This is a genomic window from Comamonas sp. BIGb0124 (assembly GCF_003752175.1).
GTDB lineage: Bacteria > Pseudomonadota > Gammaproteobacteria > Burkholderiales > Burkholderiaceae_C > Comamonas_F.
In genome coordinates, this window is the sequence record NZ_RJVF01000009.1 from 668450 (window position 1) to 690084 (window position 21635).

Genomic DNA, 21635 nt, shown 5'->3' on the forward strand with positions numbered 1-21635 from the left:
GTCCTCAATGCCCGCCGCATGACTTCCGCCGATCAAACTTCATTCGCACGCCCGAATTCCGTGCCGGGCACTGCCGTGCCGGTCCGTCCGCCATCGCCTTTGGTGATTGCGCTGGTGGGGCTGGTCTCGCTTTCTTTGGCCATGGGGCTGGGGCGCTTTTCGTTCACGCCGCTGCTGCCGATGATGCTGCACGACGGCCGTGTGGATCTGGCCCAGGGCAGTTGGCTGGCCACCAGCAACTATCTGGGGTATTTCGCCGGCGCTGCGCTGTGTTCGGTGCTGCCCTCGCTGTGGCGGCGGCTGGGCGGGTCCGAACCGCCGGCCGAGCGACTGGCGCTGGGCGGCCTCGCCGCGACCGCAGTGCTGCTGGGGGTGATGGCCTTGCCTTGGCCCGCCGTGTGGGGAACGGCCCGGTTTCTGGCGGGGGTGGCGAGCGCGGTCGCTTTTGTGTTCGTCTCCAGCTGGTGTCTGTTGCGCCTGGCGCAGCGGCAGGCCACCGCGCTGGCCGGCCTGATCTACACCGGCCCGGGGGTCGGCATCGCGGTCAGCGGACTGGGGGTGAGTGCCATGGTGTCCTGGGGCTGGCATTCGGCGGCGGGCTGGGTGGTCATGGCGCTGCTGGCCTGCGCGGGTCTGGCGTGGGTGGTCCGGGTGCTGCAGCGCGACCGCGATGCAAACGGCCCTGCCGCTGCGCACGTTCCGAATACCGCGGGCCGGCCGGCCGAGCCACCCGCAGCCGTTGTTGTGCCGCCGGCCGGCCGGGGCGGTTCGCGCACGCTGGTGGCCTGGATCGTCGTGGGCTACGGATTGGCGGGTTTTGGCTACATCATCACGGCCACGTTCCTGCCCGTGATGGCGCGGGATGCGCTGCCTGGATCGGCCTGGATCGATCTGTTCTGGCCCTTGTTCGGCCTGGCGGTGATCGCTGGGTGCCTGATCGCGACAAGGCTGCCGCAGCATTGGGACAACCGGCTGTCGATGGCGGTTTGTTATGGCCTTCAGGCCGTGGGTGTGGTGATGGGGCTGCTTTGGCCGACGGTGGCCGGTTTTGTGCTCGGCAGCCTGCTGGTGGGCCTGCCCTTCACGGCCTTGACGCTGTTCACCCTTCGGGAAGTGCGCCAACGTTGGCCGCAGCAGGCCGCCAGCCTGATCGCGCTGGTGACGGCCGCCTATGCCATCGGTCAGATCCTGGGCCCGCCGCTGGTCAATGCCTTGCTCGCCCACACGGCCAGCCGGGCGCAGGGCTTTGCCTGGTCGCTGGCCACGGCTTGCGGTGCCTTGCTGGCCGGCATGGTCGTGTGGCTGGTGATGTACCGCCGCGTGCCCTGAATCCGGCCGGTCGCGTCGAGCGAGACTTTGCGGCCGTTCGACGGGCGCCTCAGGCTGCCCGGCTCAGCCCGTCGAAGCAGGTCGCGACCAGGTACTCGACGATTTCCTCGTCCGCGAACGCGCCGCCCTGGCGCAGGAAGTCCGCGACCGGATCGCAGGCTCGGGCATAGATGGTGTAGAGAATGATTTCGCCCGGCAGCGTCGGTGACACGGTGCCGTCGGCCTGGGCCGCCTCGATCCACTCGCCCAGTGTTTCGCTGACGCGGGTCAGCTCCAGCAGGTAGGGCTCATGGGCCGACATCGACTGCTGGATGCTCGAACGCGTCGAAGGCAGCAGCGGCATCTCGCCCTTGAGGTGCATCTCGATCGACCACCTCACCACGGCCTTGAGCTTGTCCACGGCGGGCAGCGTCGTGTCCAGCGCTTCCATCATGGCGCGTGTCTGCTCCATGAGGCGCGTGAGCGCCGCGGCGGCCAGCGCTTCCTTCGATGCGAAGTGTTTGTAGAGGCTGGCCTTGGAGATTCCGACCTCGCCGGCCACCTCGTCCATGGTCATCAGGTCGAAGCCCTTGGCGGTCAGCAAACGATTGACGACATCGAGGATGGCCTGCTCGCGCACGATGAGCTGACGCTCCTTGAACGTGAGTTTCTGCTCGGTCGAGACCGCTCGGCGTTGTGGGGGGGGCAGCACCACTTGTACTCCTTGACGAATTTTGATCTAATGGGTCCAAGAAAAAACTCATCGGTCACAAAAAAACTGCTTAGTATTTTTCTGATCTATAGAGTTAAATTTCTGACTAATTCTTCTGATTATGAACCTTTTGGTCGGAACTTGTCAGCCCCGCATGCCTCGCCTGTTCGACCGGGGCGCGAGGCCAGAGGAATGTCTTATGCCATCGACATCGCAACCTTCGCATCCTTCGGCACCCGGCTTGCCCGCCGGGCTGCTCGAAAGCCAGCCCGGCCCCTGGGAGCTGCATGGCAGCGGCTTGCTGCGCTGGAGCCTGTTGCGCATCTACGAGGCGCGGCTGTACCTGAATGTGCGGACCCGGCAGACGGCGCTCGACGACATGGGCGCATTTGCCGCAGCGTCGCCTTTTGTGCTCGACATCACCTACCTGCGCAACCTGTCGGCGCGTGACATCATCCTGGCCACGCATCAGGAAATCGTGCGGTTGCGGCCGGCCATCGATCTCGTCAAGGTCGACGAGTGGTGCGTGGAGCTCGAAGCCATCCTGCCCGATGTGCTTCGCCAGGACCGGCTGAGCGGTCATTTCGTGCCCAACGAAAGCGTGACGTTCTATTGGAACGGCGAGCTGGTGGGACGCATTGCCAACGGGCCTTTCTGCGAAGCCTTCGCGGCGATCTGGCTCGACCCGGCCACCCGCCAGCCTGCCCTGCGCGCCGCCCTTCTGGGTCAGTCCTGACCCGCTCCCCTTACCGAAAGCCGCGCCCATGGAACACCTCAGCGAAAGTGCCGCCCTGGTGCGGGAATCGCCCGATACGATGCACCGCGTGGCGGTCGTGGGCGGCGGCATCGCCGGGCTCGGGGCCGCCTGGCTGATCGGACAACGGCATCACGTGACGCTGTTCGAGGCGGGCGATTACTTTGGCGGGCACAGCAACACCGTCGATGTGACGCTCGAAGGCCGCACGGCACCGGTCGACACCGGTTTCCTGGTGCACAACACGCTGACCTACCCGCTTCTCGTGAAGATGTTCGAGCATCTGGGCGTGCCGACACGCGACACGGACATGTCGTTCGCCGTCAGCCTGGAGCGGCCCGAACTCGAGTGGGCGGGCACCAATCTCGCCACGGTCTTTGCGCAGCGCCGCAATCTGCTTCGTCCGGCTTTCCTGCGCATGCTGCGCGACATTCTGCGGTTCAACCGGATGGCGCCGGACTACCTGGCCCAGGCCCGCGGCACGCCGCTGACGCTGGGCGAACTGCTGGCGCGCGAAGGCTACGGCGCTGCGGTGCGCGACTGGTATCTGCTGCCCATGGCTGCGGCGATCTGGTCGTCTTCGGTTGCGGCCATTCTGGATTTTCCGGCACAGACTTTTCTCACGTTCTGCCTCAACCACCGTCTGCTGCAGGTCAACGACAGGCCGCAGTGGCGCACGGTGGCAGGGGGCTCGCGTGAGTACGTGCGGCGCCTGGTCGATGCGCTGGGCGTGCAGTCCGCGCGCCACACGCTGCGTGTGTCCACACCGGTCGAGTCCATCGCCCGCCGCCCCGGCGCCGTCTGGCTGCACAGCAAACGCCATGGCACGGAAAAATTCGATGCCGTGGTGCTGGCCTGCCACAGCGACCAGGCCCTGGCGCTGCTGAGCGACGCCAGCCCGCTCGAGCGCGAGCTGCTGGGCGCCGTGCGTTATGCACCCAACGAGGCTTGGCTGCACACCGACCGTTCGCTGCTGCCGCGCCGTGAATCGACGTGGTCGGCCTGGAATTTCATGGCCGCCGAGGGGCAGCATGGATCGTCTCCGGTCGCTGTGAGCTACTGGCTCAACCGGCTGCAGGATCTGCCTTTCCAAACCCCGGTCATCGTCACCCTCAACCCGCCGAGAGAGCCCGCCGCGGCCTCGGTGCTGGGCCGCTATGGCTACGCGCATCCGCAGTTCGACCGCGCTGCCGTCGAGGCTCAACGGCGCCTGCCGACCACGCAAGGCGATCGGCAGACCTGGTTCTGCGGTGCCTGGACGGGCTACGGTTTCCATGAGGACGGCCTGAGGTCGGCGGTCGACGTGGCGCGGGATTTCGGCGTGCAGCCGCCCTGGGAGTCTGCCCATGGCTGACCACCGGCTGGCCGCTGCACAGACCCGGGAGCCGGTCGCGCACCGGCGCGCCGCCCTGCATCTGTGCGTGGGCGAGGTCATGCATGCGCGCAGCCGGCCGGTGGCCAACCGCTTCAGCTACCCCGTCTTCTACCTGCAGATGCGCATGGACGACGTGCAGGGCCTCGCCGCTGCGCAGTCCTGGCTGTTCGGCCTGGAGCGCAGCCGGCCCCTGTCGTTCCGGGCCCGTGACCATGGCGCTCGCGACGGCTCGGATCTGATGGCCTGGCTGCGCAGCCGCCTGGCTCAGGCCGGTCTGCAGATGCCGGGCGGCGAGGTCTGGCTGCAGACCTTTCCGCGGGTGTTCGGTTACGCCTTCAAGCCGGTGAGCTTCTGGCTGCTGTATGCGCCGGACGGCACCCTGCGGGTGCTGGTGGCCGAAGTCAACAACACCTTTGGCGAACGGCATCAATACGTGCTGGCGAATGCCGACGGCGGGCCGTTGACACCGCAGACCGAACTGGCCTGCCGCAAGGTCTTTCATGTCTCGCCCTTCTGCGAGACGCGGGGCCGCTACACCTTTCGGCTGACGCCCGCGCTGTGCACCGTGCAGGCGCTGCACGCCGCCGGGGCACGGCATGCGGTGCAGATCGATTACGACGACGATGCGGGTGAAGATGAAGGTGGCCGCCATGGCCGGCACGATGCCAATGGCGTGGCATGTGTCCCCTTGCTGACGACCGTGATGCGGGCCGGCACGCAGCCGGCCACGGTGCCTCATCTTCTGCGGGCGCTGGTCGCCATGCCTCTGCTGACGGTGGGCATCGTCTGGCGCATCCATTGGCAGGCGCTGCGGCTGTGGCTGCACCGCGTGCCCTATGTCCCCAAACCCCGGGCTCCCGAGCACGAGACCAGCAGCGGGCTGGATCGCGATGCGCCTTCCGCAGCGCCGGCTTGTTCCCCGCCTCCGACGAAAGGCTAGATCATGAAACCGCAAGCGTCATTGGCCCCTTCTTCCTGCAATGCCGGATCGCTGGCCGGCAGGGCGATCAAAGTCCCCTGGACGGGACGTGTCCTCGAGGGATTGCTGGCCGGCTTGCGGGTCGGTTCATGCACGGTGACCTGGCCCGGCGGGCGGACGCAGGCCTATGGAGAGGCCGGTGCGCAGCCCCATGCCGACCTGCAGGTGCTCGACTGGCGCGCGGCGGCGCTGCTGCTGCGCCAAGGCGACATCGGCTATGCCGAGGCCTACCAGCGGGGATGGATTGCGACCGGCGACATGCGCCAGCTCTTCACGCTGGCGCAACGCAACCGCGAGGCGCTGGAACGGGCCGTTTCGGGCCGCCGCTGGGCCCTGTGGCTGCGCTGCTGGGTGCACCGCGTGCTCAACGACAACTCGCGCCGGGGCAGCCGGCGCAACATCAGCGCCCACTACGATCTGGGCAACGATTTCTATCGCCTGTGGCTCGACGAGGGCATGACCTACTCCGCGGCGCTGTTTCCGGAAGGTCATCCCGAGGCCGACGCCGGGGCCGATCTGCAGCAACTCACGCGGGCCCAGAACAGCAAGTACGACCGCGTGCTGGCACAACTGAACGCACAGCCGGGCCAGACCGTGCTGGAAATCGGCTGCGGCTGGGGCGGCTTCGCCGAACGGGCGGCGCGCGCCGGTCTGAAGGTGCACGGCATCACGCTGTCGCATGAACAACTGGCCTGGGCGCAGGCCCGGATCGAGCAGGCCGGCCTGCAGGACCGGGTCACGCTGTCGCTGTGCGACTACCGGGACGTGACGCAGACGTTCGATCACATCGTCTCGATCGAGATGATCGAGGCCGTGGGTGAAAAGCACTGGCCGACTTATTTCTCGACCCTGCGGCGCTGCCTGCGTCCGGGCGGGCATGCGGTGATCCAGGCCATCGACATCGGCGACGAGCGTTACGCGCAGTACCGCGCGGGCACGGATTTCATCCAGCAGTACATCTTTCCGGGCGGCATGCTGCCGAGTCCCTCGCGCATGCGAGAGCAATGCGCTGCAGCCGGGCTGGCCGTGCGCGATGCGCTGGATTTCGGACTGGACTATGCGCGGACGCTGGCCGCCTGGGCCCATGCCTTCGAGGCCGCCTTGCCGCGTGTGCGGGCGCTGGGCTACGACGAACGTTTTGTGCGGCTGTGGCGCATGTACCTGGTGTACTGCGAGGTGGGTTTCCGTGAACGCCAGATCGGCGTCAAGCATTGGACGCTGGCATGAACGAACGCATTGCCAGTGAACACTGGGCGGGACGGCGGGTCTGGATCATCGGCGCATCCAGCGGCATCGGCGAGGCGCTGGCCCGCCAGTTGCTGGTCATGGGGGCCTACGTGGTGCTGTCGGCGCGCCGGCGGGAACCGCTCGATGCACTGGCCGGCGTGTTTGGCCAGGCGCGTGTGCTGCCGCTCGACGCCAGCGACCGGGGCCAGTGGCGCGCGGCCGCGGCCGAGGCCCAGTCGGTCTACGGCGGCCTCGACCTGGTGGTGTTCGTGGCCGGACGCTACGAACCTCAGCGGGCCTGGGAGCTCGACACCGAACGGGTCCGCGCAAGTTTCGAGCTCAATGTGCTGTCGGTCTACGACGGCCTGGCGCAGGTGCTGCCGCAGTTGATCGAGCAGGGCTCGGGTGGCGTGATGCTGGTGGCGAGTGTCTCGGGCTACACCGGCTTGCCCAAGGCGCTGGCATACGGTCCGACCAAGGCCGCGCTCATCAACCTGGCCGAGTCCCTGTACTTCGATCTAGCTCCGCTGGGGGTCTCGGTGTACCTGGTGAATCCGGGTTTCGTGGCCACGCCCATGACCCGGGGCAACGACTTTCCGATGCCCGGGCTGGTCAGTCCGGCCGAGGCCGCGCAGGCCATGGTCAAGGGCATGGCCGAGGGGCGTTTCGAGATCCGTTTTCCGAAACGCTTCACGTGGGCCATGCGTTTGCTCAGCCGGGTGCCGTACCGCTGGCGCTTCGGCCTGCTGCACCGCATGACCGGCCTGTAGCCTACTGCGGCCTGCGGCGTTCCGATGCCGGCGGTCCGTCGTCGAGATCGTCCGAACAACCGAAGCGCCGACGGACGAGCCCGATGGCTCAGTGCGGTTTGCCGGGGATCGGAACCAGGTCGTCGGCCATGATCTGAAGCCGTCCGCGCGAGCAGCGTTCGACCCGGGCCTGCACGCCATACACATCGGCCAGCATGCCGGGCGTGATGGTGGCCGCGGGGTTGCCTTCGCTGTAGAGCTGGCCCCGGCGCAGCACCACGATGTGATCGGCCCATTGCGCCGCGAACGACAAGTCGTGCAGCACCACGATCACGTGCCGTCCTTCGTCCGCGAGCTGCCGCACCGACTGCATCACGTAGAGCTGGTGCCGCATGTCCAGCGCCGAGGTGGGCTCGTCGAGCAGCAGAATGCGCGGCTCGCGCACGATGGCCTGGGCCAGGCTGCACATCTGCCGCTGGCCGCCCGAGAGGTGGTCGAGCGTGCGCGAAGCCAGGTGGTCGATGGCCAGGCGTTCGAGGACCTGTGCAGCACGGGTGCGTGCGATGCGTTCGCTGGTTTCGGCACCCGAGGCCATGAGGGCGCTGATGACGGTCTCGAGTACCGTCAGCGCCGTGCCTTGCGGAATGGCCTGGGGCATGAAACCGAAGTGATCGGCACGCTGCGCCGGCCGCATGCGAAACAGGTCCACGCCGTCGAGCAGCACCTGGCCGCTGGCGCGTACCAGCCCGGCCAGGCCGCCGAGCAGCGTGGACTTGCCGGCGCCGTTGGGGCCGACGAGCGCGGTGACATGACCGGCCTGCAGGCCGGACAGGGTCAGGCCGGTGATCACCGGCTTGTCGCGATAGCCGACGGTCAGGTCGCGCAGCAGCAGTTCGGGGGGCGTGCCGGCGGGCAGGGCCGGCGCTGAACGGAGAGCCGTCATGCGCGCCCCTGTTGTTTGTAGATGAGCGAGAAGAAGACCGGCAGTCCGACGAAGGCCGTGACGATGCCGACAGGCAGCAGCACGCCGGGCACGATCATCTTGCTGGCGATGGAGGCCAGCGACATCACCAGCGCCCCGGTCAGGGCGCTGGCGGGCAGGAAGAAGCGGTGGTCCTCGCCCACCAGCAGGCGGGCGATATGGGGGCCCACCAGGCCGACGAAACCGATGGTGCCGACGAAAGCCACGGCCGTGGAGGCCAGCAGGCTGACGCGCAGCAGCGAGAAGAAGCGCAGCCTCACGACATCGATGCCGTAGCTGCGCGCGCGGTCCTCGCCCAGGCGCAGCGCCGTCATCTGCCAGCACGAGGCCAGCGAGAACGGCAGCACCAGCAGCACGATCGCCAGCAGGATGCCCACCGACTGCCAGTCCGAGCGGGAGAGGCTGCCCAGCGTCCAGAACACCAGCTGCTGCAGCGTATCGGCCGACGCCACGAACTGCAGCAGGCCGGTCAGCGCGTTGAAGGTGAAGCCCAGGGCGATGCCGAACAGCACGATGGATTCGACCCGGCCATTGCGCCCGCGCGACATGAACTGCAGCAGCAGGATCGAGGCCAGCGAGAACAGGAAGGCATTGACCGTGATGAGCAGGCCCTGCGGCACGTAGGGGATGCCCACGCCCAGCACGATGGCCAGTGCCGCGCCCAGCGACGCCGCAGCCGAGACGCCCAGCGTGAAGGGGCTGGCCAGCGGATTGTTGAGCATGGTCTGCATCTCGGCACCCGCCAGCGCCAGCGCGGCACCCACCACCAGCGCCATCAGCGCGATGGGCAGGCGGACGTCCCACACGATCACCGAGACGGCTCGCGAGGTATCGGCCGCGCCGGTCAGTGCGCCCAGCGTATCGGCCAGGCTCAGGCCCGACGGCCCGGTGGTGATGTCGAACAGCAGCGTGAGCACGGTCAGCAGCAGCAGGCCGGCGACGATGAGGGTGCGCTTGCGGACCAGCCGCCCGTAGTCGGCGAGGATGCGCTCGGTGTTGCCGCCGGCAGGGGCCGCGGCCGTTGGGGCCTGGAGGGGCTTGGAACTCATGATGCGGAGAACACGGAAGAGGCGAGGCCGGCGGTCTTGCGGCCCGCCGGCAGGTCGGTCCAGAAGGTGCCCTTGAGCGGCACCTGGAAGTAGCGGTCGTTGATGGTCCGCAGCGTGGCAGCCGGATCGAGATCCTGGAACAGCTTGGGTTGCATCCACTTGGCCAATGCCTCGATGAGCACGATGTGGGCCGGCGTGTCGTTGAAGCCGTGCCAGAAACCGTGGGCATCGCCGCGGTTCACGGCGTCGAGCATGTCGAGCTGCGAGAGCTTGATGACGTCGCGCAGGCCGGTGGCCGCGGCCTGGGGCTCGATGTTGGGACCGATCAGGAACTTGCCGGTGCCGTGCAGGGTGTCGGTGCCGGTGGCGATGTAGAGGTCGGGCTGCAGGCGCAGCACCATTTCGCGTGCGATCTGGCCGGTCGGGGAGGTCAGCAGGTCGGCGCCGAGGTTGTGGCCGCCGGCCAGCGAGACAAAGTCGTCGAACGTGCCACGGCCCGGCGAGAAGCAGCAGTCGGCGCTGCCGGCATGGGCGTGCACGAAGACCTGCGGTCGTTTGGGCGCAGCCTGGGCGATGCGCTGGCGGATCAGCTCGAGCCGGCGGGTGTAGTCGTCGAGGAAGGGCTGGGCGTGGGCCGTGGTGCCCAGCACCTGGGCCAGCGTGCGCAGGCTGGGCAGGGTGTTGTCCAGCGGTTGCATGAAGAAGTCGACCACCAGCACCGGGATGCCCGCCTTGGACAAGGTCTGGAAGGTGGTGCTGCGCGCGTAGGTGGCGGGCGAGCCGGCCACCTGGCGGCTGTAGATGACCAGGTCGGGGTTGAGTGCGAGCACCTGCTCGACCGAGAGCGTTTCGGGCCGGCCGCGGCCGACCACGGGCAGCTTGGCCAGGGCCGGGTACTTCGCCACCCAGGCGGCGTTCTCGGCCGCATACATGGTGGAGAGGTCGTTGGCCCAGCCGACCAGCTTGTTCGCGATATCCGGATCGACGATGCCGAGCGCGGGCAACATGCGGCCCTGGGCCAGCACGATGCGGCGCGCGGGCGCCTTGAGCTGCGGGCCGATCCACTGCACGTTGGCATTGCTGGCGACGACCGGCGGCGCGGCACTCCAACCCATCGCGGGCAGGCCCAGCAGCGCGGCGCCGGCACCGGCGGCAAGCAGGCGCCGCCGGCTCGTGCCGGGCAGTGCGGGAAAGGTTGCAGCGCGGTTCGGCGCGGCCAGGGGCGAGGTGAGACTCATGAAGGGATCCATCGGCGTCTTCGAAAGCGCGCAGACAGCCGGAGCGCGCATCGCTGGGACGCGCGCAGCCGGGTTCCTGCCGCGCGGGGGAGAGCCTGTCCGCCCAGGGCCCGGGACCGGGGCGATGGTGGACAGATTCTCAATCGCGTCATTATCGCCGGGCTGTCCGGCCCATGCAGAGCCACTGACCGGCGTGTGGCTTCGACGGACTCAGCGGCCGTGGCACTGCTTGTACTTCTTCCCGCTGCCGCAGGGGCAGGGATCGTTGCGGCCGGGCTCGGCTTCCTTGCGCACGGTCAGCACGCGCGGGCCGATGGATTTCCAGAGGGCGCGCAGGTCGTAGCAGGCCCAGATGGCTTCGCCGAAGAGGTCGAGCCGGTCTTGCGAGATGCCGGGAGGCGCGTCTTCGCCCAGACCCGAGATGACGTAGGGACCGGCGTCGTCTTCGGTGAGTTCGTTGACGATGCCCAGGGCTTCCTCGATGAGTTCGGCGGTTTCCTTGTCCTTGCGCGGCAGTTCCCACTCGTCGGCCCAGATCGAGACCACGCTCATGAAGCCCAGCCCCCAGATCTGGCCGAAGGACGGAATGGGCTCGCCTTCGGGCATGTCGACAGCCTGGCCCTCGGCCTGGGACTGGGCCAGCAGCGAGCGCATGTCGACGGCCAGGGGCTGGAACGCCTCGTCGTGGTCGAGGTCCTCGACATCGAGGTTGTCGAGCGCCGTGGCGACTTGCTGCCACCGGTTCTGCCACAGTTCCTCGAAACGCCGGCGCTGCTCGGTGTCGAAGAGCCGTTGCCAGTCGAGCTCGGGCTCGCCCAGGCCGAACAGCAACGGGAAGTACTCGTCGGCGCCGATGGGGCGGCGGGTACACACCAACGCCGTCAGGAAGCCGTCGCAGAATTCCCACTGCGGCAGTTCGGGCAGTTGCTCGCGGGCGACGTCGAGCAGGTCCTCGAGTTCGTTGATCTCGTCGAGGGGCGCATCGTCGGCGTGGACATCGGGGGTGGCGGTCATGGCGGGGTCCGGAAAAAGCAGGTTGGGCGCCAGCGGCAGCGCGTGCCGCGTCGTGGCACGGCGCGGCAGGGCGCAGGCGGAATCGATGAAAAGGAACACGCGTGCATCGGCACGCGCCTGGGCCGATTATCCCAGGCTCCCGTGGCCATCCTGCATCACCAGGGCATACAGGGCCTGCGCGGCCAGCGAAAGGCTGCGGTCGCGCCGGCGGATGAGGTAGATCTGGCGGTGCAGTCCCGGCAGTGCGAGCGCACGGGTAGCCAGTCCGGGCTGGTCGAAATGGAACAGCGCCAGCGCCGGCACCACGCTGATGCCGAGGCCCGCGCGGACCATGCCCATGACGGTCGCCAGCTGTTCGACTTCCATGAGCGTGTTCATCGACAGCGGCTGGCAGGCGGCTTCCAGGTATTGCCGCACGCTGCTGCTGCGGGCGAGGTGGATGAACGGCCAGGCGGCCAGGTCCTGCAGCGAGATCGTGCCGGCCTGGACGAGCGGGTGGTCGTCGCGGCACACCAGGTGGAAGGCATCGTCGCAGAAGGGTTCGGCCTGCAGCTCGGGGGTGTCGACGTGCACGGTGGCCAGGGCGAAATCCGCCCGTCCGCTGGCCACGCGTTCCACGCACGGTTCGGACAGCATGTCGTGGATGTCGAGCTCGATGCCCGGATGCATCTGCCGGAAGCGGGCCAGCACGCCCGGCAGCCAGCCGGCCGCCAGCGACGGCAGCACCGCCACGCTGACCCGGCCACGCCGCAGCCGCGTGGTGTCGCGCAAGGCGGCAAAGGCGGTTTCAAGCTCCTGGCGCAGGTGCAGGGCCGATTCGTGAAAAAGCCGGCCTTCGGGCGTCAGGCTCACGAAGCGGGTGCTGCGGTCGAACAGCCGCATCCCGAGTTCCTCTTCCAGTGCGCGGATCAGGGCACTGAATGCCGGTTGCGACAGGTGGCACTGCACGGCGGCCCGCGTGAAATTCTGCTGCTCCGCCAGGATGAGGAACGCATCGATCTGCCGGGTCGAGAGGTTGAACTGCATGGTGGGGGCCGGGACTGCTTCTGTCCTCGAATGCGCTGATTGATCTGTTATTCGGATCAATTTATTTTAATAATCGATTTCACAGATGTGTAGCGGGTTTCTATAGTGGTTCGCAGGAGACAGACATGAACAACAGATCCCCCCTGCTGGTGGGGTGCGCCGCCGGATTTTCCGGCGACCGCACCGATGCGGCGGCACCCGTCGTGCGCGAAATGATCGCGCGGGGCCTGCCGGCCGTGCTGATTTTCGAGACCTTGGCCGAACGCACCCTGGCCCTGGCTCAACTGGCGCGCGACGCCGATCCCGATGCCGGCTACGAGCCCTTGCTGCCCGAGCTGCTGGCGCCCGTGCTGGCGGACTGCCTGGCGCACGGCGTGCGCATCGTCAGCAACTTCGGGGCGGCCAATCCGCATGGCGCGGCGCGCCGTATCCAGCAACTGGCCGACGAACTCGGCTTGCGCCGTCCACGCATCGCCGTGGTGGGGGGCGACGACCTCGGCGATCTGCGTCACCGAGCCATGCTGCACGAGGTTCTGGGCGAGGCCATGCCGGCCGTGCCGGTGGTCAGTGCGAACGCGTACATCGGTGCCCGGGCGATTGCCGAGGCCCTCGAGGCCGGTGCCGAGATCGTGGTGGCCGGACGGGTCGCCGATCCGTCGCTGGTGCTCGGCCCCGCCATGGCCCACCACGGCTGGTCATGGGACGACTGGGACCGGCTGGCGCGTGCCACCATGGCGGGCCATCTGCTCGAATGCGGCGCGCAGGTGACGGGCGGCTATTTTGCCGACCCGGGCTACAAGGATGTGCCCGGCCTGGCGAATGTGGGTTACCCCATCGCCGAGATCGATGCAGACGGACACTGCACGCTGACCAAGCCCCGTGGCACGGGCGGACGGCTCGATGAGCGCACGGTCAAGGAACAACTGCTCTACGAGGTGCACGATCCCGCGGCCTACCTCACGCCCGATGTGGTGGCCGACCTCACGCAGGCCCGCGTCGTGCCGCTGGGGCCGGATTGCGTGCGTCTCGAAGGCGTGACGGGCCATCCCCGCCCGGCCACGCTCAAGGTCAACGTGTGCTTCGAGACGGGTTGGCTGGCAGAGGGCGAGATCTCTTATGCCGGCGCCCGCGCCGAGGCCCGGGCGCGACTGGCTGCCGACGTGCTCGCCGAACGCCTGCGCGGCCTGGGGCCCTTGCGCGTGGACCTGATCGGTGTCTGCAGTGTGCTGGCCGACGATGCCGGCCACCTGCTGGCCTCCACGCCGCCGGGCGAAGCGCGCGACGTGCGCCTGCGCGTGGCGCTGCAGCACACCGATGCCGCTGCCGCGCGCCGGCTGGCGCACGAAGTCAACGCGCTGTATTGCTGTGGACCGGCTGGCGGTGGCGGGGTGCGGACCTCGGTCCGGCGCCGGCTGGGCACGGTTTCGTGCCTGGTGGATCGCGAGGCGGTCGCCACGCAGTTCGAGCTGCTGGCCTGAGGGCCGGTGGCCCGCCGCCTTTCTTTGTCCTTCCTCGTCCTGCCGACGCCCCATTCAGAGCTCAAGCCCTTTCATGACGGATACCTCTTCAACTCCCGATGTTGCCCACTTGCCGCTGCGGTCCGTGCCGCTCTACCGGCTGGCTCACGGCCGGACCGGCGACAAGGGCAACCGTTCCAACATCAGCGTCGTCGCCTGGCACCCGGCGTTGTGGCCCCTGCTGGTCGAACAGGTCACCGAGGAAGCGGTGGCACGCCAGTTCGCGGCGCGCCGGCCGGCCCGTGTCGTGCGTTACCTGCTGCCCCATCTGCAGGCGATGAACTTCGTCATCGACGAGGTGCTCGATGGCGGCGTGAACGATGCCCTCAACCTCGACAGCCATGGCAAGTCGCTGTCCTTCCATTTGCTCGATCTGCCCATCGCGGTACCGGCCGCGCTGGCAGCGTTTCTCGCGGGGCCGCCTTGAGCGCGGCCATGCCCCACCGGTTCCGACAACCATAAACCCAGATCAGGAGACAAGACCCATGAACCGTATTCCCCCACGCTCGATCCGCCGCCGCGCACTGGTCGCTGCCGCCGGACTGTGCGCCGGCCTGGCCGCCGCAGGCACTGCGCTGGCGCAGGATGCCTATCCCAACAAACCCATCACCTTCGTGGTCCCGTTTGCCGCAGGCAGTGCCACCGACCAGCTCGCGCGTGCCGTCGGCCAGTCGGTCACCACCGACGGCAAGCAGCCGGTGGTGGTGGACAACCGCGCCGGCGCCAGCGGCATGATCGCGGCACAGGCCGTGGCCCGTGCCGCGCCGGACGGCTACACGGTGCTCATCACCACGAATACCACCCACGCGGCCAACGAGCACCTCTACCGCAAGCTGTCCTACGACCCGGTCAAGGACTTCGTGCCCGTGACCGGCCTGGGCAAGGGCGGCCAGGTGCTGGTGGTCAACGCACAGGCGCCGTTCAAGGACGTGGGCGAACTGCTGGCCGCCGCCCGCAAGGCGCCGGGCAAGCTGAGCTTCGGCAGCGGCAGTTCGTCCAGCCGCGTGGCCGGCGAGATGCTCAAGCAGCTCGCCGGTGTCGATATCCTGCACGTGCCGTACAAGAGCAACCCCATCGCCATCACCGACCTGCTGGGCGGCCAGATCGACATGATGATCACCGACACCTCCACCGGTGTGCCGCAGATCAAGGCCGGCAAGCTGCGGGCGCTGGGTTATTCCACGCAGAAACGCAGTGCCCAGTTGCCCGACGTGCCGACCATCGCCGAAGCGGGTGTCAAGGGCTACGACATGGGCTACTGGTTCGCTGCGTATGTCCCGGCAGGCACGCCGGCCGCCGTCGTCGAGCGTCTGCGCGGTCTGCTGGTCCACGCCACGCAGAGCGACGGGGCCAAGTCCTTCTACGACATGGCAGGCTCCGAGGCCTGGACCACCACCTCGCAGGAACTGGCCGCTTTCCAGGCCGCCGAAACGCAGAAGTGGGGACAGGTCATCCGCGCCGCCGGCATCGAGCCCGAGTAAGAGACCGATCCGGGCCGAAGAGGCCCGGCTGCCATCACGCGTCGAAGCACGCGTGACCGTCCACCCGAGACACGCAAGACAGCGAAGTCGGCACCCGTCGGAAAACGCGCCCGAAAGAGAGCGCGAGGCCGGTCATGCGCCGCGCCGCCGATGGGCGGCGCAGGGCATGCCGGGTGACGCATTCCACCAACGACAGGAGACAAAACCATGACCCCCTTCAGCAGCAAGGGCTGGATCGCCCTGGGCGCTTCCATGCTCGTTCTGACCGCCTGCGGCGGCAGCGGCGACTCGGCCTCGGAGGGCGGCGGTGTCCAGCCGCCCGCCGCGCAGGCCCCGCGCATGAAACTGGCCATCAGCGCCACCGAGGACTTCGCCGGCCGCTACGGCGATGTCGGTGCCTACGAAAAGATCACCGGCACCTTCAGCGGCGAGCTCGATCCGGCCGATGCACGCAATGCCGTGATCCAGGACCTGGCCCTGGCACCCGTCAACGCACGGGGTCTGGTCGAGTACACGACCGATTTCGTCATGCTCAAGCCCAAGGACATGAGCAAGGCCAGCGGCGTGCTGCGCTACGACGCGCCCAATCGCGGCAACATCCTGACGTTGCCCGATCCGCAGACCACGCCCAGCGACGGCGTGTATTTCGAGCGGGGATACGTGATGCTGTACGCCGCCTGGCAAGGCGACGTGCCCAAATCCAGCCCCGCGCGCCTGACCGCCACCGTGCCGGTGGCCCGCAATGCCGACGGCAGCAGCATCACCGGCCCCTACCGGGCCGAGCTGGTGCCGACGGCGGCTACGCCCGCCATGTCGCTGCCCGGCGGCGTCTTCAACGGCAGCATGCTGCCCTACGAGCCGGCCGGACTCGACAACACGCAGCCCGGCTACTCGCTGACCCGGCGAGCCAACGAGACCGATCCCCGCGTGACCATCGCCCCCGGCGACTGGGCGTTCGCCACCTGCGACAGCGGCGCCAACGCTTTTCCCGGCACCGCCAGCGCGAGCAGCATCTGTCTCAAGGGCGGCTTCGATCCGCGTTATCTGTATGAACTGGTCTACGTCGCCAAGGACCCCAAGGTCATGGGCGTGGGACTCGCGGCACTGCGCGATGTCGTGAGCTTTTTCCGCCACCGCGAGCGCGATGCCGACGGCGTGGCCAACCCCGTGGCCGGTGCGGTTCGCCACACCCTGGGTCAAGGCACGTCGCAGTCGGGCAATGCCATGAAGACATTCCTGCACCTGGGCTTCAACGAGTCGCTCGACGGGGGCAAGGTCTTCGATGGCCTCTACGCCCATGTGGCGGCACGTCAGACCAACGTCAATACCCGCTTTGCCGTGCCCGGCGGCGGCCTGCGCACCGATCACACGGCGTTCGGCCAGACCGCGCCCCGTGGGCTGGCAGCCGATTACCAGGACGATGTGTCCGGGCGTACCGGCGGGGTGATGAAGCGCTGCAGCGCAAGCAACACCTGCCCCAAGTTCTTCCTCGGCCTGTCGGGCACCGAGTTCTGGCAACTGCAGGGCTCGCCCGTGTTGACCGACGCCTTTGGCCTGCGCGACATCGCGCAGCCGGACAACGCACGCATCTACTACTACGCCAGCACCCAGCATGGCGGCCCCGGCGGCACCGAGAGCATCGGCTTCGCGCCTCAGCGCAGCGTCTATCCCTCGGGCACCGTGGTGCATTTCACCGACACCTTCCGCGCCCTGTTCATGGCGCTCGAGGACTGGGTGGTGCGCGGCACCGAGCCGCCGGCCAACGCCGTACCCCGCATCGCCGACGGCTCGCTGGTGCGGCCCGATCAGGTGGTCTTTCCCACCATGCGGGGCCTGAGCTGGCCCGTGGGCGGAACGCAGACGCCGATCCCGGCGTTCGACTACCTCGCGCGCTACAACGGTTTCTCGCTGTTGGACTTCGGCCCGCAGTACATCCCGCAGGACGAGTCCGGCATCGCCACCTACCTGCCTCCGCATGCCACCGGCCGCGACTACGCCATCCTGGTGCCCCAGGTCGATCCGCAGACCGGCCTCACGCGCGCCGGCATCCGCAGCATCGAGGCCCAGGTGCCGCTGGGCACCAGCATCGAGTTCAACTACGTCGCCACGCCCGGCATCACCGATCTGGCCAATCTGGCCGGCAGCTACATTCCTTTTCACCGGACACAGGCCGCCAGGCTGGCAGCGGGCGACACACGGCCCTCTCTGGAAGAGCTCTACGTGGATCAGGCCGGTTACGTGCGGGCCGTCGAGCAGGCCGCGGCCCGCCTGGTGGCGCAGCGTCTGCTGCTGCAGCGGGATGCGGATCTCCGCATCGCCCAGGCGAAGGCACGTGTGATCCTGCCCTGAGGCGCTCGAGGCCTGCCGCCTCGGAGGCGGGGCCGCGGCGGGATCCCGGCGGGGCCGCGGGCCCCTCCCGCCCGCTGCCGCTCAGATCTGGAAGCCCAGCCAGCGGACCAGCCCCTGGCCGATGTCGCGCACCAGGCTGGTCTTCTCGGGCAGGGCGTAGGGCTCGCAGCGGCCGGCGAGATCGGTCATCCAGCCCTGCACGCGCGCAATGTCGTCCGCGCTGTAGAACGCCACCATCAGTTCGAAGTTCAGGAACAGGCTGCGGGCATCGAGGTTGAGCGAGCCGGCCAGAGCCAGGCTGTCGTCGATCACGACGGCCTTTGCATGGACCATGCAATGGGCCAGGTGGACCTTGCCGCCGGCGGCCGCGAAATCGCGCAATGGCTGCTCGCGCACGATGTCGGCTATTCGGTGGTTGGAGCGGCGCGGCAGGATCAGGTTGACGTCGACGCCACGGGTCGCCGCCAGCCTGAGCGCCGCCAGCAGGCTGTCGTCGGGCACGAAATAGGGGGTCACCGCCCAGACGCTGGTGCGTGCCTGGTACAGGCCGGTCAGCAGCAGACTGTGCACGGTGTCGTCGGCCAGATCCGGCCCGCTCGGCACCAGTTGGGCCACATGGCGCAGCGAGACCGCGGCCGCGTCGTCGCCCGGCTCGGGCTTCTGCGTGCAGGCCCGGACCAGCGCAGGCGGCATGCCCGTCGGGCGGCGCACGATGGGCGCGGCCGGATGGCGTGTGCTGTGGCCGCGGTGGCGCCGCCAGCACGCATTGAAGAGTTGCTGGGCATCGTGCGCCAGCGGCCCTTGCACGGTCAGCGTGAGGTCGGTCCAGGGCGCGTGGCCCGCGTGCGGCAGAAAGTACTCCTGCGCCAGATTGCGGCCGCCCGTCCATACGCGTTGCCCGTCGGCCACCACCAGCTTGCGGTGGTTGCGCAGGTTGATCCGCCCGCGCATGGGGTTGTGCAGCAGCGGCATGAACAGGCGGATCTTGATGCCGTCGGCACGCAATTGCCTGAGGAAACGGCGGGACGTGCGCCAACTGCCGGCCGCGTCGATCAGCAGCCGGATCCGGACGCCCCGTGCCCGTGCGGCCTTGAGCTGCTGCGCCACATGGTGCGCCACGGCGTCGTTGCCGACCACATAGGTGCAGATGTCGAGCGTGTGATGGGCGCTCTGGATGGTCTGGTCGAGCTCACGCAGCGCATGCGTGCCGTCGCGGTGCAGCACCACGTGGCTGTTGGCCTGGGGCGGTGGCAGGCCCAGGCCGTCGAGGGTCGACACGGCCCAGTGCGCATCGTTGGGCAGCGGCAGCTCGGGCAGCGTGCTGCGATGGCGGGGCAGCGGACGGGCGTATTTGCGCAGGCCCACCAGCAGGTACAGCGGCAGTCCGGCATAGGGCACCAGCGTCAGCAGCAGCACCCAGGCGAAAGCCGCCGAGGGATGGCGGCGCTGATGGGTGAGGTGAGTGGTGACCGCATAGACCAGCAGGCTGAACAGGATGAACAGCAGATGGCCAAAGGGCAACAGCAGGGGATTGGTCAGCGGATGCACAGGCTAGGAGCGATCTGTTGGCCAAGGGAGGCACGCGGCGGGGCCGCGCGACAGGCGTTTGCGCCATTGTGCCAACAATGCGCCCCGACGGTGCGGGGGCCCGCCCGCCCGTCGGAGCGTCAGCCGGCGGGCCGCGGCAGGGTCAGCCGTACACGCAGGCCGTGATCGCCCGGCGCATCCTCGAGTGCGACCGCGATGTCCTGGTTCTGCGCGATGGTGCGCACGATGGCCAGTCCCAGCCCGCTGCCGGCCGCCTGCACGGCCAGGTCGGGCGAGCGGTAGAAACGATCGAACACGCGGTCGCGCTCCGCGGCGGGAATGCCCGGTCCGGCATCGTCGATCGTCAGCACGGGGCGGCCCTGGCCGTCCTGCGCCAGGCCGATATCGACCGCGCTGTCTTCGGGGCCGTACTTGATGGCGTTTTCCAGCAGGTTGCGCAGCAGGATGCGCAGCGACTCGGGTGTCGCCGAGGTGACCGGATCGTGCGCCGAACCCGGGGTCAAGCCCACATCGATGCGCCGCGCCTGGGCCTGGGGCAGCACGTCGGCCACGGCCAGTTGCAGCACCGGCTGAACGGCATGGCGGCGGGGCACGGCCGAGGTGTCGCCGGTTTCCTCGCGCGCCAGCTGCAGCAGTTGTTCGACCAGGTGCGAGGCCCGTGCGATGCCCTGTTCGAGCCGCGTCACGGCCCGTTGCTGCCCCGCGTCGCCGGCGGTCGGCCGCAGTGTCTGGACCTGCAGCTTCAATGCCGTCAGGGGCGAGCGCAGTTCATGGGCCGCATCGGCGACAAAGCTCTTCTGGGCTTCGAAGGCCGCTTGGACACGGGCGAACAGCAGGTTCAGTTCCTCCACCAGAGGCAAGACCTCGTTGGGCAGGCCCTCGAGCGCCAGCGGCGTGAGCGCGCCCGCGTGGCGCTGGGCCAGTTGCCGGCGGGCCCGCTCGACCGGGCGCAGCGACAGTCCGATCACGCCCCAGACCGCCAGCATCAGCAGGGGGGCGGCGGCGGCGATCGGCCAGACGGCACGCCAGGCCATGGCACGGGCCCGTTGCTGCCGGGCCGTCATGTCCTGCGCGATCTGGATGGTCTGCAGCGGCGTCTGCAGCGAGTAGACCCGGTAGCGTGAGCCGTCGACGTTGATGTCCGAGAAACCCAGGATGGCACGCCGGGGCAGGTCCGCATTGGGCGACTGGAAGAGCGGGGCGCCGTCGTTGCCCCAGATCTGCACCAGCAGGTCGTTCAGGGCCTGTTCCTGATCGGCGGTGAACGGCGAGACCTGCGGATTGCGGCTGGCCACGCCGCCGCGCAGCGCATCGGCCATCTGCTGCAGATGGGCGTCGAGCAGGGCATCGGCCTGCCTCTGGGCCGTGTGATAGGCGCTCACGCCTTGAAACACGGCCGCCAGCAGCACCACGCCCAGCAGCAGAACGGTCAGGCGGCCGCGCAGCGAATGGCGCCAGCGCCAGTCGGCCTTCATGGGGTGGACTCCGGCGGCGTGGCCGCATCGCGCGGCACCACATAGCCCAGGCCGCGCACGGTCTGGATCAGGCCGGCGCCGAGCTTCTTGCGCAGCCCATGCACATAGACCTCGACGGCATTGCTGCTGATGTCGTTCTTCCAGCTGTAGAGCTTGTCCTCGAGCTGCGCACGCGAGAACACCACGCCCGGGCGTGCGATCAGCGGCTCGAGCACCGCCCATTCGCGCGCCGAGAGGCTCACCGGCTGGTCTTGCACAAAGGCCTCGTGGGTGGCCGGGTTGAGCCGCACGCCGTGTTGCTCGAAGCAGGGCTGGGCCTGGCCCGCGCTGCGCCGCAGCAGGGCGCGGATGCGGGCCTGCAGCTCTTGCAGATCGTAGGGCTTGACGATGTAGTCGTCGGCACCGGCGTCGAGCCCCGCGATGCGGTCCTGCACCGCATCGCGGGCGGTGGCGATCAGCACGGGCACGGCCGAGCGCCGTTCGCGCAGCGCCTTGAGGACCTCCAGTCCGCTGCGCCGGGGCAGCCCCAGATCCAGCAGCACGAGGTCGTAGGGCTGGCTGGAGAGTGCGGCATCGGCCACGGCGCCGTCGCGCACCCAGTCGACCGCATAGTGGCCCTCGCGCAAGGCGTCGAGCACCACTTCGCCAATCATCTCGTCATCTTCCACAAGCAGGATACGCATGGGCCTATTGTCCACATCCCGGCGCGCCTGCGGCTTAAGAGACGCTTAGGATTCGCCGCCGGCTTTCCGGCAGGGCCTGCGCCTGCAGGTCGATCGCCGGCCCGGCCGGTGGACGGCCCCGGGCGGTCGCAACGCGGCGCTGCGAACCGCCGTTTCATGCGCGACAATA

19 protein-coding genes are annotated in these 21635 nt (G+C 68.6%); 10 read left to right on the forward strand and 9 right to left on the reverse strand.

Annotated elements, in window-relative coordinates:
* Window positions 1–18 precede the first annotated feature (18 nt).
* Entirely contained in the window at window positions 19–1329 is a 1311-nt protein-coding gene (locus EC845_RS09160; protein ID WP_123297387.1) for a YbfB/YjiJ family MFS transporter, read from the forward strand.
* A gap of 49 nt (window positions 1330–1378) precedes the next feature.
* Here EC845_RS09160 and EC845_RS09165 read toward each other — a convergent pair whose 3' ends face one another.
* Complete coding sequence (locus EC845_RS09165) at window positions 1379–2020, reverse strand: TetR/AcrR family transcriptional regulator (RefSeq protein WP_233597992.1); 642 nt, start codon at window positions 2018–2020, stop codon at window positions 1379–1381.
* A gap of 199 nt (window positions 2021–2219) precedes the next feature.
* Here EC845_RS09165 and EC845_RS09170 point away from each other — a divergent pair, with 199 nt between their 5' ends.
* Genes EC845_RS09170 through EC845_RS09190 form a run of 5 tightly spaced genes read left to right on the forward strand, consistent with a single transcriptional unit; the run spans window position 2220 to window position 7125 of the window.
* Entirely contained in the window at window positions 2220–2756 is a 537-nt protein-coding gene (locus EC845_RS09170) for a chalcone isomerase family protein (RefSeq protein WP_158615660.1), read from the forward strand.
* 28 nt (window positions 2757–2784) lie between these two features.
* Window positions 2785–4128 carry an NAD(P)/FAD-dependent oxidoreductase gene (locus EC845_RS09175; protein ID WP_199739760.1) on the forward strand — a complete coding sequence of 448 codons (1344 nt, stop codon included), beginning with the start codon at window positions 2785–2787 and terminating at the stop codon, window positions 4126–4128.
* Entirely contained in the window at window positions 4121–5089 is a 969-nt protein-coding gene (locus EC845_RS09180) for a DUF1365 domain-containing protein (RefSeq protein WP_123297393.1), read from the forward strand. The genes EC845_RS09175 and EC845_RS09180 overlap by 8 nt, the downstream gene beginning before the upstream one ends.
* A 3-nt stretch (window positions 5090–5092) precedes the next feature.
* Window positions 5093–6355 (forward strand): cyclopropane-fatty-acyl-phospholipid synthase family protein, encoded by a 1263-nt coding sequence (locus EC845_RS09185; RefSeq protein WP_123297396.1) that lies wholly within the window; start codon window positions 5093–5095, stop codon window positions 6353–6355.
* Window positions 6352–7125 (forward strand): SDR family NAD(P)-dependent oxidoreductase, encoded by a 774-nt coding sequence (locus EC845_RS09190; protein ID WP_123297399.1) that lies wholly within the window; start codon window positions 6352–6354, stop codon window positions 7123–7125. Before EC845_RS09185 ends, EC845_RS09190 begins: the two co-directional genes overlap by 4 nt.
* A gap of 88 nt (window positions 7126–7213) precedes the next feature.
* Here EC845_RS09190 and EC845_RS09195 read toward each other — a convergent pair whose 3' ends face one another.
* From EC845_RS09195 to EC845_RS09215, 5 genes are all read right to left on the reverse strand, one after another.
* Window positions 7214–8047 carry an ABC transporter ATP-binding protein gene (locus EC845_RS09195; RefSeq protein ID WP_123297402.1) on the reverse strand — a complete coding sequence of 278 codons (834 nt, stop codon included), beginning with the start codon at window positions 8045–8047 and terminating at the stop codon, window positions 7214–7216.
* Window positions 8044–9135 carry an iron ABC transporter permease gene (locus tag EC845_RS09200; RefSeq protein WP_123297405.1) on the reverse strand — a complete coding sequence of 364 codons (1092 nt, stop codon included), beginning with the start codon at window positions 9133–9135 and terminating at the stop codon, window positions 8044–8046. The genes EC845_RS09195 and EC845_RS09200 overlap by 4 nt, the downstream gene beginning before the upstream one ends.
* Window positions 9132–10373, reverse strand: a complete 1242-nt coding sequence (locus EC845_RS09205) for an ABC transporter substrate-binding protein (protein WP_158615661.1) — start codon at window positions 10371–10373, stop codon at window positions 9132–9134. The genes EC845_RS09200 and EC845_RS09205 overlap by 4 nt, the downstream gene beginning before the upstream one ends.
* A gap of 210 nt (window positions 10374–10583) precedes the next feature.
* A complete protein-coding gene (locus EC845_RS09210) occupies window positions 10584–11387 on the reverse strand; it encodes a YecA family protein (RefSeq protein ID WP_123298039.1) in 804 nt (267 codons plus the stop codon).
* A 126-nt stretch (window positions 11388–11513) separates the two neighbouring features.
* Window positions 11514–12413 carry a LysR family transcriptional regulator gene (locus tag EC845_RS09215; protein WP_123297411.1) on the reverse strand — a complete coding sequence of 300 codons (900 nt, stop codon included), beginning with the start codon at window positions 12411–12413 and terminating at the stop codon, window positions 11514–11516.
* Window positions 12414–12538: 125 nt separating this feature from the next.
* Here EC845_RS09215 and EC845_RS09220 point away from each other — a divergent pair, with 125 nt between their 5' ends.
* From EC845_RS09220 to EC845_RS09235, 4 genes are all read left to right on the forward strand, one after another.
* Window positions 12539–13891 (forward strand): acyclic terpene utilization AtuA family protein, encoded by a 1353-nt coding sequence (locus EC845_RS09220; protein WP_123297414.1) that lies wholly within the window; start codon window positions 12539–12541, stop codon window positions 13889–13891.
* 73 nt (window positions 13892–13964) lie between these two features.
* Window positions 13965–14357, forward strand: coding sequence for a hypothetical protein (locus tag EC845_RS09225; RefSeq protein WP_123297418.1), 393 nt, complete (start codon window positions 13965–13967; stop codon window positions 14355–14357).
* A 58-nt stretch (window positions 14358–14415) separates the two neighbouring features.
* Window positions 14416–15411, forward strand: coding sequence for a tripartite tricarboxylate transporter substrate binding protein (locus EC845_RS09230; RefSeq protein ID WP_123297421.1), 996 nt, complete (start codon window positions 14416–14418; stop codon window positions 15409–15411).
* A gap of 207 nt (window positions 15412–15618) precedes the next feature.
* Window positions 15619–17760 (forward strand): alpha/beta hydrolase domain-containing protein, encoded by a 2142-nt coding sequence (locus EC845_RS09235; protein ID WP_123297424.1) that lies wholly within the window; start codon window positions 15619–15621, stop codon window positions 17758–17760.
* Window positions 17761–17841: 81 nt separating this feature from the next.
* Here the strand turns inward: EC845_RS09235 and EC845_RS09240 are convergent, their stop codons facing one another.
* From EC845_RS09240 to EC845_RS09250, 3 genes are all read right to left on the reverse strand, one after another.
* Window positions 17842–19308, reverse strand: coding sequence for a phospholipase D-like domain-containing protein (locus EC845_RS09240; protein WP_233597993.1), 1467 nt, complete (start codon window positions 19306–19308; stop codon window positions 17842–17844).
* Window positions 19309–19427: 119 nt separating this feature from the next.
* Window positions 19428–20783, reverse strand: a complete 1356-nt coding sequence (locus tag EC845_RS09245) for an ATP-binding protein (RefSeq protein WP_123297427.1) — start codon at window positions 20781–20783, stop codon at window positions 19428–19430.
* A complete protein-coding gene (locus EC845_RS09250; protein ID WP_123297430.1) occupies window positions 20780–21466 on the reverse strand; it encodes a response regulator transcription factor in 687 nt (228 codons plus the stop codon). The genes EC845_RS09245 and EC845_RS09250 overlap by 4 nt, the downstream gene beginning before the upstream one ends.
* Between the last annotated feature and the right edge of the window lie 169 nt (window positions 21467–21635).

Excerpts from the sequence above, each read along its gene's own strand:
- EC845_RS09195 (WP_123297402.1), bottom strand. The coding sequence starts at position 8,047 with ATGACGGCTCTCCGTTCAGCGCCGGCCCTGCCCGCCGGCACGCCCCCC.
- EC845_RS09180 (WP_123297393.1), top strand. The coding sequence starts at position 4,121 with ATGGCTGACCACCGGCTGGCCGCTGCACAGACCCGGGAGCCGGTCGCG.
- EC845_RS09210 (WP_123298039.1), bottom strand. The coding sequence starts at position 11,387 with ATGACCGCCACCCCCGATGTCCACGCCGACGATGCGCCCCTCGACGAG.
- EC845_RS09170 (WP_158615660.1), top strand. The coding sequence starts at position 2,220 with ATGCCATCGACATCGCAACCTTCGCATCCTTCGGCACCCGGCTTGCCC.
- EC845_RS09225 (WP_123297418.1), top strand. The coding sequence starts at position 13,965 with ATGACGGATACCTCTTCAACTCCCGATGTTGCCCACTTGCCGCTGCGG.
- EC845_RS09185 (WP_123297396.1), top strand. The coding sequence starts at position 5,093 with ATGAAACCGCAAGCGTCATTGGCCCCTTCTTCCTGCAATGCCGGATCG.
- EC845_RS09160 (WP_123297387.1), top strand. The coding sequence starts at position 19 with ATGACTTCCGCCGATCAAACTTCATTCGCACGCCCGAATTCCGTGCCG.
- EC845_RS09190 (WP_123297399.1), top strand. The coding sequence starts at position 6,352 with ATGAACGAACGCATTGCCAGTGAACACTGGGCGGGACGGCGGGTCTGG.
- EC845_RS09235 (WP_123297424.1), top strand. The coding sequence starts at position 15,619 with ATGACCCCCTTCAGCAGCAAGGGCTGGATCGCCCTGGGCGCTTCCATG.
- EC845_RS09250 (WP_123297430.1), bottom strand. The coding sequence starts at position 21,466 with ATGCGTATCCTGCTTGTGGAAGATGACGAGATGATTGGCGAAGTGGTG.
- EC845_RS09215 (WP_123297411.1), bottom strand. The coding sequence starts at position 12,413 with ATGCAGTTCAACCTCTCGACCCGGCAGATCGATGCGTTCCTCATCCTG.
- EC845_RS09220 (WP_123297414.1), top strand. The coding sequence starts at position 12,539 with ATGAACAACAGATCCCCCCTGCTGGTGGGGTGCGCCGCCGGATTTTCC.
- EC845_RS09230 (WP_123297421.1), top strand. The coding sequence starts at position 14,416 with ATGAACCGTATTCCCCCACGCTCGATCCGCCGCCGCGCACTGGTCGCT.
- EC845_RS09205 (WP_158615661.1), bottom strand. The coding sequence starts at position 10,373 with ATGAGTCTCACCTCGCCCCTGGCCGCGCCGAACCGCGCTGCAACCTTT.
- EC845_RS09245 (WP_123297427.1), bottom strand. The coding sequence starts at position 20,783 with ATGAAGGCCGACTGGCGCTGGCGCCATTCGCTGCGCGGCCGCCTGACC.
- EC845_RS09200 (WP_123297405.1), bottom strand. The coding sequence starts at position 9,135 with ATGAGTTCCAAGCCCCTCCAGGCCCCAACGGCCGCGGCCCCTGCCGGC.
- EC845_RS09175 (WP_199739760.1), top strand. The coding sequence starts at position 2,785 with ATGGAACACCTCAGCGAAAGTGCCGCCCTGGTGCGGGAATCGCCCGAT.